The organism is Photobacterium obscurum (assembly GCF_026191635.1).
Classification (GTDB): domain Bacteria; phylum Pseudomonadota; class Gammaproteobacteria; order Enterobacterales; family Vibrionaceae; genus Photobacterium; species Photobacterium obscurum.
Map to the genome: position 1 here is coordinate 54,068 of NZ_JAKRRW010000027.1, position 16,249 is coordinate 70,316.

General features: G+C 50.5%; 15 protein-coding genes and 1 tRNA gene. 6 read left to right on the forward strand and 10 right to left on the reverse strand.

The window, feature by feature from the left end:
- Positions 1 to 56: 56 nt before the first annotated feature.
- The 6 genes from MD588_RS22845 to MD588_RS22870 all read right to left on the reverse strand — a co-directional run bounded on the left by MD588_RS22845 (position 57) and on the right by MD588_RS22870 (position 3,870).
- Positions 57 to 779 (reverse strand): SIMPL domain-containing protein, encoded by a 723-nt coding sequence (locus MD588_RS22845; RefSeq protein ID WP_265700115.1) that lies wholly within the window; start codon positions 777 to 779, stop codon positions 57 to 59.
- Between the two features lie 165 nt (positions 780 to 944).
- Positions 945 to 1,496, reverse strand: coding sequence for a phosphodiesterase (gene yfcE, locus MD588_RS22850; protein ID WP_265700116.1), 552 nt, complete (start codon positions 1,494 to 1,496; stop codon positions 945 to 947).
- A gap of 91 nt (positions 1,497 to 1,587) precedes the next feature.
- Complete coding sequence (locus MD588_RS22855) at positions 1,588 to 1,992, reverse strand: CBS domain-containing protein (protein ID WP_265700117.1); 405 nt, start codon at positions 1,990 to 1,992, stop codon at positions 1,588 to 1,590.
- Positions 1,989 to 2,339: a P-II family nitrogen regulator gene (locus MD588_RS22860; RefSeq protein ID WP_265700119.1), complete on the reverse strand. Its 351-nt coding sequence runs from the start codon at positions 2,337 to 2,339 to the stop codon at positions 1,989 to 1,991. Before MD588_RS22860 ends, MD588_RS22855 begins: the two co-directional genes overlap by 4 nt.
- Entirely contained in the window at positions 2,339 to 3,124 is a 786-nt protein-coding gene (locus MD588_RS22865) for a DUF1538 domain-containing protein (protein WP_265700120.1), read from the reverse strand. The genes MD588_RS22860 and MD588_RS22865 overlap by 1 nt, the downstream gene beginning before the upstream one ends.
- Before the next feature lie 11 nt (positions 3,125 to 3,135).
- Entirely contained in the window at positions 3,136 to 3,870 is a 735-nt protein-coding gene (locus tag MD588_RS22870; protein WP_265700122.1) for a DUF1538 domain-containing protein, read from the reverse strand.
- A gap of 298 nt (positions 3,871 to 4,168) precedes the next feature.
- On the opposite strand from MD588_RS22870, the gene MD588_RS22875 reads away from it, so the two are divergent.
- Complete coding sequence (locus tag MD588_RS22875) at positions 4,169 to 5,068, forward strand: TIGR01777 family oxidoreductase (RefSeq protein WP_265700123.1); 900 nt, start codon at positions 4,169 to 4,171, stop codon at positions 5,066 to 5,068.
- A gap of 21 nt (positions 5,069 to 5,089) precedes the next feature.
- Here MD588_RS22875 and MD588_RS22880 read toward each other — a convergent pair whose 3' ends face one another.
- Both MD588_RS22880 and MD588_RS22885 read right to left on the reverse strand, forming a co-directional pair.
- Positions 5,090 to 7,540 carry an ABC transporter permease gene (locus MD588_RS22880; protein ID WP_265700125.1) on the reverse strand — a complete coding sequence of 817 codons (2,451 nt, stop codon included), beginning with the start codon at positions 7,538 to 7,540 and terminating at the stop codon, positions 5,090 to 5,092.
- Entirely contained in the window at positions 7,537 to 8,211 is a 675-nt protein-coding gene (locus tag MD588_RS22885) for an ABC transporter ATP-binding protein (protein WP_265700127.1), read from the reverse strand. Before MD588_RS22885 ends, MD588_RS22880 begins: the two co-directional genes overlap by 4 nt.
- Between MD588_RS22885 and tesA the strand changes: the two genes are divergently transcribed.
- From tesA to MD588_RS22900, 3 genes are all read left to right on the forward strand, one after another.
- The gene (gene tesA, locus MD588_RS22890; protein WP_265700128.1) at positions 8,210 to 8,809 is read left to right on the forward strand and encodes a multifunctional acyl-CoA thioesterase I/protease I/lysophospholipase L1; all 600 of its coding nucleotides are present in this window, start codon (positions 8,210 to 8,212) and stop codon (positions 8,807 to 8,809) included. The genes MD588_RS22885 and tesA overlap by 2 nt on opposite strands.
- A gap of 24 nt (positions 8,810 to 8,833) precedes the next feature.
- Positions 8,834 to 9,661, forward strand: coding sequence for an SDR family oxidoreductase (locus tag MD588_RS22895; RefSeq protein ID WP_265700130.1), 828 nt, complete (start codon positions 8,834 to 8,836; stop codon positions 9,659 to 9,661).
- A 492-nt stretch (positions 9,662 to 10,153) separates the two neighbouring features.
- Positions 10,154 to 11,008 carry a co-chaperone YbbN gene (locus MD588_RS22900; protein WP_265700131.1) on the forward strand — a complete coding sequence of 285 codons (855 nt, stop codon included), beginning with the start codon at positions 10,154 to 10,156 and terminating at the stop codon, positions 11,006 to 11,008.
- An 87-nt stretch (positions 11,009 to 11,095) separates the two neighbouring features.
- On the opposite strand, the gene cueR is transcribed toward MD588_RS22900, so the two are convergent.
- A complete protein-coding gene (gene cueR, locus MD588_RS22905; RefSeq protein ID WP_265700132.1) occupies positions 11,096 to 11,491 on the reverse strand; it encodes a Cu(I)-responsive transcriptional regulator in 396 nt (131 codons plus the stop codon).
- A 222-nt stretch (positions 11,492 to 11,713) separates the two neighbouring features.
- Between cueR and MD588_RS22910 the strand changes: the two genes are divergently transcribed.
- Positions 11,714 to 14,833 (forward strand): copper-translocating P-type ATPase, encoded by a 3,120-nt coding sequence (locus MD588_RS22910; protein ID WP_265700134.1) that lies wholly within the window; start codon positions 11,714 to 11,716, stop codon positions 14,831 to 14,833.
- Positions 14,834 to 14,989: 156 nt separating this feature from the next.
- Positions 14,990 to 15,853, forward strand: coding sequence for a TraB/GumN family protein (locus tag MD588_RS22915; protein WP_265700135.1), 864 nt, complete (start codon positions 14,990 to 14,992; stop codon positions 15,851 to 15,853).
- A gap of 260 nt (positions 15,854 to 16,113) precedes the next feature.
- Here the strand turns inward: MD588_RS22915 and MD588_RS22920 are convergent.
- Positions 16,114 to 16,190: transfer RNA gene (locus MD588_RS22920), tRNA-Pro, on the reverse strand.
- Between the last annotated feature and the right edge of the window lie 59 nt (positions 16,191 to 16,249).

Below are 16,249 nucleotides of genomic sequence, written 5' to 3' on the forward strand. Positions count from 1 at the left end.
TTCGACGTGAAAAAGCGATATACGAATCACTTTTTCACTCATCGTTAAGGCTGGCGTTATTCCGTTAGATAAAATTCAATCCGGGTAACAACCCGAACATCTTTCTCGATTTTATATCGGTCTCCATACTCTTCACCGACATCCGTGATCGAGAAGTTCCCTTGACGGGCAGATCGGATCCCACCCACCGAGACCCCAGCATTTTCAGCAAACTCATTTGCCGCAATACGAGCATTGGTCGTCGCGACTTTTAGCATATCAGGTTTAATCTCGTTGAGTTTGGTAAAGCGATATGTCGGGGAATGATTGACAATGTTATACCCTTTGGCGACTAATTTATTCACTTCGCCACGCACCGTGGCAACATCACGTACCTTGGTCGTTTCGAGACTAATCGTCCCCTCCAGTTCATGATCCTGATCGACCACTGTCTGATTTTCATCACGGTATTCGTAGTAATTGTAATCTATCAGGCCAACTTCAATTTCATCATCAGTGAAGCCGTTGGCCTTAAGAATACTGATGATCTCTTGCTGCTGTTGCTCTGCGAGTTGATAAAGAGCCGGTATATCTTGTTTGCTTTTCGAGCGGTTAGAAAAGCTCAGTTGCCAGTTAGCAATATCAGATTCAACACGCTGTTCCGCTAACCCCCTTACCTCTGCGATATTCATTGCCACTTTCGCATTGAACATCGTCTGGCCAATGAAATAGCCACAACTGCCTAACCCGAGGGCTATCAATAAACCACCAAGCACAATACTCAATAAATTATTCTTCATCCTTATCTCCCTAATCCTTAAACATAACTTAGTGTTACAAGCGAAAAGCGGTTGTTCTAGATCTAGTATGTGAACTTTATGTCAGGATTATTTGAGCCGCTTCAAACAGATATAAAAAAAGCGTGCAAACAGCACGCTTTTTTTACTTACCATTGAGCTTCTCGGTTATTCATCCAAGGCAACAGCGCAAATTATCGAGCCATCAAAACCAACCACTTTCAGCGTATTGTCCTCAAGCAGGCCATAGCTCGCCTGATGATCACCGCGAGGGATCGTGATTGAGCCAGGATTGAACTGGTAAAGTTCATCCTTTTTTTCGGCAACCGGCAGGTGGGTATGGCCCGAGACAATCACATCACCCGCTCGCAAACGCGGATGCTTATCGGCATGGTACAAGTGGCCATGAGTCAGGAACAAACGGCGGCCATTGGGTAGTAATACCAGGTTGTAGTCGGCCATCATCGGAAAATCGAGCAGCATCTGGTCAACGTCACTGTCGCAGTTACCACGTACGGCGGTAATACGATCACCGTACGGATTCAACAGCTCCGCGACCTCAATCGGCGCATAACCGGAAGGCAGTGCATTTCTCGGCCCGTGATTGAGTACATCACCAAGCAAAATTAGGTGTTCGGCGCCACTTTGCTCGAACGTCTCCAACATGATCTTGGTGCTTTCAGCACAGCCATGAATATCAGAAGCAAAAAACAGTTTCATAGGATGGTTACTTACCAGAACAGGATGGCAGAATACTACACCGAACAATTCAACTTTTCTAACGGCAAGAGCTTCCCCTGTAGCTTCCGGTTTATTTATCCCGCAGCATACCGTTCAGCACAATATTGTTATAACTCACCATCCCCAGCACCTTGCCGTCCTCGATCACCGGGGCCCGGCTGATCCCAAAGCGTTCGAACAGCCTGGCACAATAGCGAACATCCATGGTAGCACTCACCGACAAGGCAGGCTTGGTCATAATCTCATAGACATTAGTACGCTGTGGCGAGCGATCGATTGCCAGTACTTTCTTGGCTATATCATTCATCAGCACGATGCCATATTCATCATCGTCATGACGCTTGTTCACAATCAGAGCCTTGACCTGACGCTCTTTGGCAATCCCTACCGCCTCGGCAACCGTCGTCAACCCTTCCACTATGGCGTAGGTATTCATCATCACATCCCTGACCCTTACAACCGTATCGCGACTCATAACTTGTCCTCCACAACCTTAGTCAACGTTTCAACCTGATGAGCAACCCCGATGGCATCTTCGACATCCAACTGAACGGCAATACCCTGACCGGGTCCGGAATCAAACTCACCGACTTTCTCTATCGTTTCCAGAATCGATCGTGCCAAATGTTCTTCAACCACGAACAGCAACACATCACGCTGCACTTCCAGGCTTAAGCCGAAAAACGTTTTCTTCTTATGCAGCCCCTCCCCCCGGGCATTATTAATCACCGTTGCCCCAGTTGCCCCAGCCTCACGGGCAGCATCCAGCACATCGTCCGTTTTTGAATCTTCAACAAAAGCAAGTAGTAACTTAAAGCGCATTAGTCTGTCTCCTTACGGCCTTGCCATACCGACAACTGGGCATAGCCCATTACGGTGATCATCGGAAATAAACTGGCAAACGCAATCAATCCAAATCCATCCAACATCGGGTTGCGCCCCGGCACGGTCGACGCCAAGCCCAACCCCAGTGCCGTGACAATCGGCACCGTCACGGTTGAAGTCGTTACCCCACCCGAGTCATAAGCTAACGGTACAATGGTTTTGGGGGCAAAGTAGGTTTGAACAACCACCACGATATAGCCCGCCAAAATATAATAATGCAGCGGATCACCGGCAACGATTCGGTAGCTTCCCAAGGCAATACCAAAGGCAACCCCCAAAGCAACAGCAATACGTAATCCATTGACCTTAATCGTGCCACCAGAAACCTGACTTGCTTTTATGGCCACGGCTATCAACGATGGCTCTGCCACTGTGGTACTGAATCCTATCGCGGCCGAAAACAGGTATACCCAGTAGTATTCTGTCCAGGGCACCTGGGCCGGTATTGCTTCATCACTACCAAACAAAAAATCGAGCGCCGTCAACTGCGCGGCCATTGATTCCCCAAGGGGAAACAACGCAAGCTCCAGTCCCATCAAAAACAGTGATAACCCGAGAACAACATACACAAATCCAAGCAAGACCTGGTGCCAGTGCGCAACCGGTCGTCGCAACACCGCGAGCTGGAAACCAAAAATAATGATCACGATAGGCAGTACATCCCGCACTGTTGTTCCTAGAGTATTCAAAAAATGAGTCAGTACTGACGATAGATCTATCATGCGTCCTTCAATCAATGCACCAGCATGCCGTAGCCCATAACAAAAATCATCGGCGTCAGAGAGGCAAAGGCGATCAGCCCAAAACCGTCAATCATCGGATTGCGGCCTTTGATTGATGATGCCAGCCCGACCCCAAGAGCCGTCACCAGTGGAACAGTAATGGTCGAGGTGGTCACCCCTCCGGAATCATAGGCAATGCCAACAATACTCGGTGGAGCAAACCAGGTCATAATCATGACCAGAACATAGCCGCTAATAATCATCCAGTGAATGGGCCAGCCCTTCAATATCCGGATCACCCCGAGCATGATGGCGAGCCCGACAGACAGGGCTACGGTAACCCGCAGTCCGTTTGCATACTCCTCCTGCTCAGTCTCATCGGGGGCGATCAATCCGCCTTCGGCAGCAACCTCTGCGGCTTCGGCGGCTACCGCCGTTAAGGCAGGCTCGGCAATGGTCGTTCCGAACCCGAGGCAAAAAGCAAAAATAAGCAGCCAAACTACACTACCCTTGCTGGCAAACGAACGAGCCATGGACTCTCCGATTGGAAACAGTCCCATTTCCAAACCGAAAATAAAAAAGGTCAGCCCCATTACCACCAGAACCAGACCGAGGAGAATCGGTCCCCAGGACGGTAAGGGTTGTTGCAGTACCACCAGCTGAAAAAAGCCAATCACCATAATAATGGGGAGTAAATCTCGCAGGCTGGAGAGCATCGCTTTAAACATTGCCCAAATCGATGTCATGCTGCCTCCTGCATATCTTCCGTGTTACTCTTAACAGTAATAGCCATTCACATTTAGCAACAAACTTTATTGCATAAGTCGAGAAGCCAGGCACATTATTGAAGATTGAACATAAAATACCTTGCAATTATCAAGGCTATATCAACTCCCTTTGTTTTGCCTCGAGCTGCCGGTTTCCGGATTTATACCCAACCCTGTGATTGAAAAATCCCCCTGTTAATCGTTTATACTAATGTTAGCGTGAACATTTTCAGCTTATTGTGTTGCTTGAATTTAGTGGTATAGGACAATGGATGGTATGAATATTTTTGTTACTGGCGGCACTGGATTTATCGGCAAGGCACTTCTTCCTCACTTCAATCATGCTCATGACCATGTCACCGTACTCAGCCGGGACCCTAATCGAGCTTACCAGCGGCTAGGACACCATATTAAGGTCATTTCCAGCCTTGATGAGCTGACTGACTTCAATGACATTGACGTCATCATCAATTTAGCGGGCGAACCTATCGTTAACAAACGCTGGAGTGACAAGCAGAAAGAGATTATTTGCCAGAGTCGATGGAAGATCACCAACCAGCTGGTAGAGAAGATCAAAGCCAGTTCCAACCCGCCCCATACCTTTATCAGCGGTTCGGCCGTTGGGATTTACGGGGATCAAAAAGCGGTGAGTTTTGACGAAAACCTGGAGGTCAACAACACTGATTTTGCCCACCAGGTTTGCCGCAAGTGGGAAGAAGCGGCTCTCGCTGCCCAGTCAGAAAAAACCCGGGTCTGCCTGCTCCGTACCGGAATTGTATTAGCGAAACAAGGCGGGGCGCTGGCCCGTATGCTACCAGCCTATCAGCTGGGTCTAGGTGGCCCCCTTGGCAATGGCGAGCAATATTTCCCGTGGATCCATCTCAACGATATGGTGAAGGGAATCCTCTTTCTGCTCAAGCACCCCGAAGCCAGCGGAGCCTATAACTTCACCTCTCCCAACCCCGTCACCAATAAAGAATTCAGCCAGACGCTGGCGCATGTGCTGCATCGCCCCCATATTTTCAAAACGCCTGCCTGGCTACTAAAGCTGGGGCTTGGTGAGTCCGCATCATTGCTGCTCGATAGCCAGCGAGCGCTTCCGGCACGCTTGCAACAGCAGGGATTCCACTTCTGTTATCCCAAGCTGGAGCATGCGTTAAAAGAAACGCTTGGATAATACAGGAACCCGCTCCTGCTGTTACCCTTTCAACGGCAGCAATAGCTGCCGTAGCATCGAGCGGATTATCACAACCACCAACACCAGTGATAGTAGGGGCAACACAATCCATAGCCACGGATGACCTTGTACCGGTAATTCGAAGCCCCATTTAACCAGTGTCGCCACGACCGTTTCAGCCCCCAGTGTCGCCATTACCCCGGCGATTAATGCCATGATCCCGTACTCACACCATACCGTCGCTGAAATACGCCTACGGCTTGCTCCTAGAGTACGATAGAGCTTGATCTCATCTCTGCGCTGCGACAGGCTTAGTCTGAGTAAAGTCAGTACCAGCAACAGGCCACTGCTGACGCCCAGTATTGCAAGTACCGAAAGCGACAAGGACACCTGCTGTAATATCGCCTGGATACGGGTTGCCATCATCCGTAAATCCAGCAGCGTCACGGTCGGAAAATCCCGGCCGAGCTGATTAATCAATGCATGTTGATCTGCTTCAATCCTGAAGCTCAACAACCAGGTCGCAGGTAGCTCAGCCATGACGTCTGGAGTAAAGATAAAATAGAAATTCGGCCGCATATTGCGCCATTCAACCTGTCGAATACTGGTAACAGTCGCACTGAAGGCCTGGCTGTTAACATTAAACGCCAGTTCGTCGCCCAGAGTGATCCCCAGACGCTCTGCAATACCCGACTCTACCGATACCCCCTTAGACTGCGACCACTTACCGTCGATCAACTTATTGTGTACCGGCAAAGTATCTCGCCAGGTAAAATTCAACTCCCGCCGCAAAGATTCGTCCCGCGCCGTCCCCGCTTCCTTCTCCGCCAGCAAGTCTTGCTGATTGATAGCTGTCAGACGGCCACGGATCACCGGGTAGCTCTCAGAACGGCTCACCCGATTGGTATCCAACATGGACAGATAATCTTGTTGCTGCGCCGGGCTAATATTCAGGGCAAAGACATTAGGGGCATCTACCGGCAGAGTTTGCTGCCAGTCTGCCAGCAAATCGGTTCTCAGTAACCAAATCACCGCCAGCAACATCATCGAGCTGGTCAGGGCGGCCAGTTGTGCCCCGGTAGCCAAGGGACTGCGGCTGATCCGGCTCAGTGCCAACTTAATGGCAGCTCCCCATCTCCCCCGCTTTAGCAAAGCCACAATCAAGAGCCCCAACAAGGCCAGAACCGTTAGCAGGGCTGCCAACCCAGCAAGGGTCAACCACATGAACTTGTTACTGCCAAACCACACCAGGGCAGCCACAATCGGCACTAGCATCAACGCGTAACTATTGCGTTTCACCGGCCAGTCAACTTGCTGCTGGATCACCGATACCGCCGGTGCATCAACCAGTCGCAGCAAAGAAATTCCTCCCCCCGGAATCGCAACCAACAAGGCAACCAACAAACTAATCACCAACGGGGTTAGCCCGATTTCCGGCAAAGGATCGGGCAATACATCAGATAGAGGCAACCTCAGTAAAAACTCCAGCAGCCAGCCAATAGAGAGGCCGGCCAGCGCGGCAATGAAAAACAACATGGTCAGCTGCCTAGCCAGCCACTGCCACAGCCAGCGTTTGCTGGCACCGAGGCTTTTCATCATCGCAACAGTCTCAACCCGCGTAGAGGTATAATGCAAGCAAGTCAGCACCAGCGTTGCCGTCGCCATCAGGATCACCAAAATCAGGGTCAGCGACAGATATTGCCTTGCCCTTTCGATCAAATCGCCAGTTCGACCTTGGGTAGTTTCACTGATCCAGCGCTGACCAGGCTGTAACGTAACCGCCTTCTGCAACAGATTTAACTGTTCATCAGGGCCACTGAAATATGCCCGAAACTGTACCCGGCTACCCGGCTGAATCGCCCCGGTTTTAGCCAGATCACTACCATGGATCAATACCGCAGGCATCTGGCTAAAAGGGTTGAATGACAATTCCGGCTCTTGGACAATCTTCCCGGCTACCGTCAGCTCGGCATCGCCTATGGCTATCACATCACCACGCTCTACGGCCAGTAGAGAGAAAAGCCGCTCAGCCAACCACAACTCTCCCGGCTTAACCCGGTGCTGAACAGCCTCCCCCTGCAACACTAAATCGCCCCGTAACGGGAAATCACTTTCTACCGCTTTGACACTGACCAGTTGCATCTCCTGCTCGCTAAATGCCATGGTGCCAAAACGGGTTTGCTGCGAAATAGTCAGCCCCAGTTCCCGCGCCTTACTGAGCAGTGACGCCTCTAGCGGGTTTGCCGAGCGGAATACTAAATCCGCGGCAATCATAGATCGCCCCTGATCAACCATGATCTTCTCGACCCGAACCACCAGCGCCGACAAGGCAAACACACAGGCAATAATTAAGGTCAAGGCCACAGCAACCGGCCAGAGTTGCCCATGCCACAGTTCTCGCCAGCTCCAACGCCATAGAAACGGCTGCGTGCGTGGTTTTACTACTTGTTCGACGTCACTCATTTCCGTCATGCCGCCTCCACACTTCCACCTTGGATCCGCAGGATACGATCACAGCGTTGTGCCAGCTGCGGATCATGGGTGACCAGCACCAAAGTGGTTCCGTGATCCCGGTTTAGGGAAAAGAGCAAATCAATCACGTTGGCTGCGGTATGCTGATCAAGGTTGCCTGTCGGCTCATCGGCAAACAGCACCTGAGGCCGAGTCATGAAGGCCCGGGCCAATGCCACGCGCTGCTGCTCACCGCCAGACAACTGAGAAGGCAGGTGGCTCTCACGTCCTTCTAAGCCAACCTGCTGCAATAATTCCGCCGCCCGAAACTCATCACCATCTTCACCCTTAATGATGGCAGGCAGCATCACATTCTCCAGCGCACTGAGCGAAGGAATTAACAAGAAGCTCTGAAAGACAAAGCCGATTGCCTCGCTACGCAATGCAGCCCTTGCTTCATCATCAAGTTGAGAGAGTGCCTGTCCTAATAATTCAATCTCGCCACTGGTTGGAATATCCAACCCGGCGAGGAGCGTCATTAGCGTCGATTTTCCGGCACCGGAAACTCCAACCAAAGCAATCGCTTCTCCCTGCTCGACCTCAAGAGAAACATCCTGCAGAATGGTGAGTGACGATGATGCGGTCGTCACCAGTTTGGATACCGATAGAGCCTTAATCACGGATGTTGACATGATGCGATTCCTTTCCGTTGTCTTGTTTGTTTTTTTCTCGTTTACAGCCCACAGCAACACACTGCTGGTAGTAGGAGATAGCCTGAGTGCCGGCTATCAAATGCCTGCCGAGCAAAGCTGGCCTATCCTGCTGGCGCCAATACTAGAGCAGCACGGACATACCATGACGGTGGTAAACGCCAGTATTTCCGGCGACACCACGGGTAACGGCTTGGCTCGACTACCAAAGTTACTACAACAACATAATCCAGATTACGTCATTATCGAGCTCGGTGCGAATGATGGGCTACGAGGCTTCGCTCCTTCTACTATACGCAATAACCTCAGCCAGATGATCACTCAGATACATGCCACGGGAGCAAAAGCACTGTTAATGCAAATCCATGTTCCACCTAACTACGGAAAACGTTACAGCGAGGTATTCAGTAGTATCTACCCACAGTTGAGCGAACAATATAATGCACCGTTATTGCCTTTTTTCCTGGAAGAAATCATCCTGAAACAGGAGTGGATCATGGAAGATGGCTTACACCCCAAACCAGATGCCCAGCCTTGGATTGCTCGGTTTGTCGCGAAGAAAATCACCCCTTACCTTTAGTAAGGTCAGCCAGAAAAGGACATTATGACTACCTCTATTCTTATCACCGGCTGCAGTACCGGCATCGGTTACCACTGCGCCCACTCCTTGCATCAGGCGGGCTATCAAGTAGTGGCCAGCTGCAGAAAAGCCGATGATGTCACCCGACTCCAAGCCGAAGGGCTGCACTGTGTCCAACTGGATCTAAACAGCACCGACTCTATCCACCAGGGATTGGCTGAAGCGTTGACAATCACCGGGGGCAAACTGGATGTGCTCTTTAACAATGCGGCCTATGGCCAGCCGGGAGCTCTCGAAGATTTACCCACCCACGCTCTGCGACAGCAATTTGAGACCAACCTATTTGGCTGGCATGAGCTTACCCAGGCAGTTATTCCGTTGATGCTGAAACAAGGACACGGAAAAATAGTGCAAAACAGCTCGGTACTCGGGCTGGTCGCGATGAAGTATCGCGGGGCCTACAATGCCAGCAAGTTCGCCCTAGAAGGTTACACTGACACCTTGCGCCTGGAGTTGAGGGATACGCCACTGCATGTTTGCCTGATTGAACCTGGTCCCATCGAGAGCCATTTCCGGGAAAATGCCAAGCGGCAGTTTGAGCAATATATTGATACTGCAGGGTCACGCCATCAAGCTAGCTATCAAAAGACCTTGGATCGGCTGGGAAAAGCCTCGCCATCGAACAAGTTTACGCTATCTCCAGAGGCCGTATTACAGCCATTACAAACGATCATCCGCAGTGAGCGGCCCAAAGCCCGTTACTATGTTACCCAGCCGACTTATATCTTTGGCTTCCTGCGCCGCATATTGCCAGTCCGCTGGCTAGATGAGATGCTGAGCAAAAGTGTCTGATCCCAAGCACACCTCCCTAGAATCAAAGTACGGCAAATACCGTTTTTTGGTAAAACAGCGCGAATTTGAAGGTATTTGCCCATATCATTGTCAATATCACAGCAAAAAAACCAACTCACCCTGTTCAAAAAAGCCCCGAATCCAACTTTACAAACGTCACAAATAACACTTAGCGACTTAAATATGAGGATTAGGGGCAAAAAATAAAGAAACGTAATATTTGTGTCATATAAGAGAGTTAAATTATTACGGTAAGTTGAAAGGAACCTCTGCGGTTACAACCACCTATCACTGGCCCTAATACAAAACGATAAACAGGTGTACTGATGACATTGCGCCAAATTAATATTCTGTGTGTCTGTGTAACACTCGCACTGCTGCTTACCATGCAAAACTAAAAAGGAGAGCCTAGCTCTCCTTTTTGCTCTTGATTTCTCACAATATAACCCCATAACTAATAACACAAAGCCTATTAAAGTGAAGATAAGCAGCATGTACGAGAAACTAGCAATCGAACTTAGCGAACAGAATCTGCAACAGGTCATTGAGCAATCAATGCAGACGCCTGTCGTGATCAGTTTCTGGGCACCATCCATGCCTGAAACGGTGGAAGTAAACAATATTCTGGAGCAGATCACCGCGCAATATCAGGGGCTGCTCGTACTTGCTACATTGAACTGTGAAAGCCAACAAGCGGTTGCAGCACAGTTTGGTGTTCGCGGCTTACCGACTGTTGCTCTGTTCAAAAATGGCCAGCCCGTCGATGGCGCAGGCGGCCCGCAGACAGAAGAAAGCCTGCGCGCAATGTTAAGCAAACATTTGCCGAGCCAAGAAGAGCTACAGTTGAAACAAGCTCTGGCTTTGGTTGATAGCCAGCAATATACCCAAGCGCTCCCTGTATTGCGTGAACTGGCGACGCAGTTTGGTCAAAACAGCATTATTTCTCTAGCCATCGCAGAGTGCTTGGTTGAAATGTCACAATACGATGAGGCGGAAACACTGCTGGCAACCGTCCCTATGCAGGATCAGGATGCCAAGTATAAAGGGTTGATGGCCAAGCTAGAGCTTCATAAACAAGCCAGCGACTCTCCCGAGATCCGTCTCCTAGAAGAAAAACTGGCCGCCGATCCAGCCAATACTGACGTTGCCTTTGAACTTGCGGTCCAGTATAGCCAAGTAGAGCGTGCAGAAGAGGCCCTGGAGCTACTGATCACCCTGCTACGTAAAGATATGAACTTTGCCGACGGCAATGCCAAGAAGACCATGATGGATATTCTGACGGCCCTTGGTCAAGGTAACCCGATTGCCGGCAACTACCGCCGCCAACTATATTCGCTGTTGTACTAATCAACAACTATCTCTTCATCCTGTAGCAAAAAGCCGCGATGTATATCGCGGCTTTTCAATATTCGTCTATCGAAACCCATCACGGCTTTAGTCAGAATGATGACATAAGCCCTCAATAATTGGGCAGTTAGCGCTGTCATTTCCCGGGCACTGCTTGGTCAGGGTCTCAAGAGTATTCTTCATCTCTAGCAGTTCCGCGATTTTATCATCAATCTCACTCAATTTTTGCTCAGCCTTCGCTTTCACGTCTGCACTCTTGCGCTGAGGGTCGCGAGAAAAATCCAGCAGTTCACGGCATTCATCCAGGGTAAACCCCACCAGTCGAGAGCGACGAATCAACTGCAGCTCATCAACATTGGTTTTACTGTAATGGCGATAGCCGTTACTTGCTCTTGAAGGTACGGTAATAATGCCTTTATCTTCATAAAAACGAATTGTTTTAGCCGTCAAGCCGGTTTGCTTGGCGACCTCACTGATATTCATAGCCTCATCCTTACAGCTTCTGGAAGGTTATGACCTCATTATTTCGCCAACTTCCGCTAAAAAGCAAGCCCGTCTCGCTTAGAGCGACAATAAATGGCCATCAATAAAGTTAATCGTTGACCTTCCACTTGATGGAAGGTTTATTCTCAGCTAATCGTTGAAATAGTGACAGGGACAGTCGGCATTCCGCTGCTACCAGCCCCTAGCTAAGGTGAGAGACACATGGCTGAATTTATCGTACCGCTCAGTAAAGTTCGCTGCTTGAACTGTGCGGGAAAAATCAAAGCATCCTTAATCGCACTGCCCGGCATTGAGTTTGTAGACGTGGATACCAAACGGGCCATTGTCCGTGGAGATACCGAGCTTTCCCCTCTGTTCGACGCCATTACCGCTCTTGGCTATGAAGCCGGTACCCGCCGCTCGCTTGCTCTCACAGGGTTATCCTGCGGCAAATGCGTAAAAAAAGTCGAAACAGCGCTCGCAGCCAACCCGCAAATCGTTGACTTTGACGTGAGCAAAACCCATGTCTCGATCACCGGTACGCTCACCGAGCAAGCACTCACCACCGTGATAGAACAGCTCGGCTATCAAGTCGTTGCTAGCCAACACCATTGCCTGCCCCTGCGCGGCCTGTCCTGCGGAAAATGTGTCGCCAAACTTGAAAAAGCCTTCTCTGACGAGCCAGCCATCGAGCATTTTTCGGTAACCAAGACACAGGCAGACGTAACAGGAACGCTATCAAGAGATGCGGTGATCACATTGATCGAAACATCTGGTTATCAGGTCCCCATGGAGCAAAACGTTACGCTTGGGCTCTCCGGCCTGAGTTGTGGCAAATGTGTAGCCAAAGTAGAACAAGTGCTGAATAATCATCCGCAGATTTCCGGCTTCCAAGTCAGCAAATCAGAGGCCGAAATCAACACTTCCCTCGATGTCGATACGCTTATCGCCATCATTCGCGATATTGGCTTCAGCGCTTATCACAAAGAAACACCAAAAAAAGAAACACACCAAGAAACAAAAGCAAACCACAAGGAAATTAAAACGTCAGCGCCAGATCAACCCATCACCAAGAAGCCAGCAAAAATACACCCCGCAGGTACGAGCGACGATACAACGGTTCAACTGCTGCTAACAGGCATGACCTGCGCCAGTTGCGTCGCTTCGGTCGAAAAAGCCATTATCAATGTTCCCGGTGTCACCAGCGCCAATGTCAATCTTGCCGAGAGAACGGCACTGGTATCTGGCAATGCCCCTGTTGATTCATTGATTACGGCAGTCACCGATGCAGGCTATGGTGCCGAACCAAGCGAAGATGAGCAAAGCCGCCGACAGCGGCAACAGCAACAAAACGAGCAGACATTCCGCCTGCACCTCCGTAATGCCTTCATTGCTCTTGGAGCCGGTATACCTATGATGGCATGGGGGATCTTCGGCGGCAGCATGATGATTAACTCCACGACCAGCCAGATCAGCTGGGGAATGGTGGGGCTCCTGACATTTGCTCTGCTGTTTACGATCGGCCGCCACTTCTATATCAATAGCTGGAAAGCCTTTAAACACCATCGTGCCACTATGGATACACTAGTTGCACTCGGTACGGGCTCTGCCTGGCTATATTCGATGATTGTCGTGCTGGTACCGGACATCTTCCCAATGCAGGCCAGACATGTCTATTTTGAGGCCTCAGCAATGATCCTCGGTCTTATCACGCTTGGTCATGCCCTAGAGGCCAGAGCACGAAGCCGTACCTCAAAAGCCCTTGAGAAGCTGATAGATCTCCAACCACAAACAGCCATTATCGTTGTCGACGGCACCGAGCAGGAAGTCCCACTGGCTGAAGTGAAAAGCGGAATGCTGCTGCGTCTTCATCCGGGAGCCAAGGTGCCGGTAGATGGTACGATTGAAAGCGGGCAGAGCTACCTTGATGAGTCGATGCTAACGGGGGAGCCACTTCCTGCCAACAAGCAGCAAGGCGACAAACTTCACGCCGGTACGATCAACCAGAATGGCAGCCTGCTATTCAGAGCGGAGCAAATAGGTAATGACACCATGCTGGCACGTATTATCGGTCTGGTTCGCCAGGCACAAAGCAGCAAACCGGCACTCGCCCGTTTGGCCGATACGATTTCAGCGATCTTTGTCCCTGCCGTTATGATCATAGCCATCCTTACCGCTATGGTGTGGTACTACTTTGGCCCTGAGCCATCCTCTGTCTACATGCTAGTCACCGCGACAACCGTCCTGATTATTGCCTGCCCATGCGCACTGGGACTGGCAACCCCAATGTCAGTCACGGTTGGGGTCGGACGGGCTGCAGAATATGGTGTCCTGATCCGCAATGCTGAAGCCATGCAGATTGCCTCAGGCATCGATACCGTTGTCCTTGATAAAACCGGCACCTTGACAGAAGGTAAGCCTCAGGTCATCAGCCACCATAGCTACAACGGGGCTAACGGTGAGCACCTACTTACATTATCAGCCAGCCTAGAGCAAGGTTCCGAGCATCCGCTTGCCAAAGCTATCGTCAATGCAGCCAAGGCACAATCTTTGCCGTTATCGGCCCAATCGGAGTTCCATGCCATGCCTGGCTACGGTGTTTCAGGAGTAGTAAGCGGGCACCAACTTCTGCTGGGCAATCAGAGGCTAATGGCCAAGAATAACATCGATATATCTTTGGCTGACGGCGATATCCATGCTATTGCCAGCCAAGGCGCAACCCCAATCTATGTCGCCATCGACAATCAACTGGCTGGCTTGCTAGGGATCAGCGATCCGCTAAGGGAAGACTCAGTGGCAGCCATACAGCGGCTGCAAAAAATGAACCTTGAAGTTGTGATGCTAACAGGAGATACCGAAATTACAGCCAAGGCGATCGCGCGACAGGCTGGGATCGATACCGTGATTGCCGGGGTATTACCTGACGGTAAAGCTGCAAAGATTGCTGAATTGCAACAGCGAGGAAAGAAAGTCGCCATGGTTGGTGATGGGATCAACGACGCACCGGCACTGGCACAGGCCGAGGTCGGTATTGCAATGGGCAGCGGCAGCGATGTCGCCATTGAAAGTGCCCAGCTCACCCTGATCCGCCACTCGCTGCATGGTGTTGCCGATGCACTTCAACTTTCGGCCGCCACCTTGAAAAACATGAAACAGAACCTGTTCGGCGCTTTCATCTATAACACACTGGGGATCCCGGTCGCAGCTGGTATTCTGTTCCCTCTGACAGGAGCACTGCTCAGCCCAGTAATAGCCGGCGCGGCGATGGCGCTGTCATCTATCACCGTGGTGAGCAATGCAAACCGTCTGCGCTTATTTAAGCCCGAATACCAGGAGAAATAACATGATTGCATTGATTGGATTAGCGGCAATTGCCTTTATAGTCTGGTGGTTCTGGCTGCACCCAGCCACCAAAGGCTAACATTTTCTGATCGTTAGCCTTCCTTGCAGATAACTGATATAACCAATGTCAGTTATCTGTTTTTGGCCAGGATCACCATGTTCAAATCCTTGTTATCTAAAGCACTGCTCTTACTTCCGTTTGTCGCCAGCTCGGCACTTGCCGAACCTATGGTCTGGCTGGCAAAAGATTCGCAGCGTCAGTTTGTCCTGCTGGGCTCTATTCATGCCGGCAAACAGAACTTCTATCCACTGCCGCAAGCTTTTCTCGACTATTGGCCACAGGCGGACGGGTTGGTTGTAGAAGCCAATATCCTCCAACCATCGGATTTTTCAATCGACAGAAACATTCCAACCAGCGCGACACTGCTCGATAGCCAAGACAAAGATACACTGGCCGATATTGCCAAAGAAGCAGGGCTGCCATTCCTGTCGCTTATTCACAGCCCTCCCTGGCTGGCCGCCGTTAACCTCCAGATGGCAATGGCCACACAGGCAGGCTTAAATCCCGAACAAGGCATTGATGTGGTACTGCTTCAACGTGCTCAGGCGAAAAACATCCCCATTCTAGAGCTAGAAAGCATCAGTCAGCAGCTTGCGCTGATGGAAAACCTACCTGACCACGGCAAAGATCTCCTGCTAACCACGATCCATGACTGGGATGAAATGCAGTCACAACTGTCATGCCTTATTTCGGCATGGAAGGCAGGGGATCATAAGCATCTCCTCTCGTTATTCGAAGAAAGCCAATATTCCGAAGTCACCGATGAGAAGCTCATTTTCGAACGCAACCGCAACTGGGCGCAGCAACTAGTTAATAAGCCAACTTACCAGCGCGGCACCTATCTCGTGGTAGTAGGAGGTTTGCATTTACTTGGCGAGCAAGGGGTACCGGCTCTGCTTGAACAGCAAGGACTTACCGTTAAGCTGTTAACAGAAGGCAAAAAGGCGCAGTGTAAGTAGGTACCATCTGCGCTATCACCAAAAACCTATTACCGATCCCCCAAAAAACGAAAAAGCCTCGTCATAAGTCCGGGACACGCAGTTGAGGCTTTCGAAGAGTGGTCGGTGAAGAGCCAATTCAAGGTCTGGGGAACCCCCGACCCTCTGATCCGCTGACACAAGAGCATGCGATGCGCCACCAAGCTACGCTATTCACCGAAAAGCTATGATAAACCCCAGAAACGAAAAAAGCCTCGTCATAAGACGAGGCTTTCAAAGAGTGGTCGGTGAAGAGGGATTCGAACCCCCGACCCTCTGGTCCCAAACCAGATGCGCTACCAAGCTGCGCTATTCACCGACATTATATATTTTACATCTTATCAGATGATATCTGCCCGGTTTACACCCAACAGATTG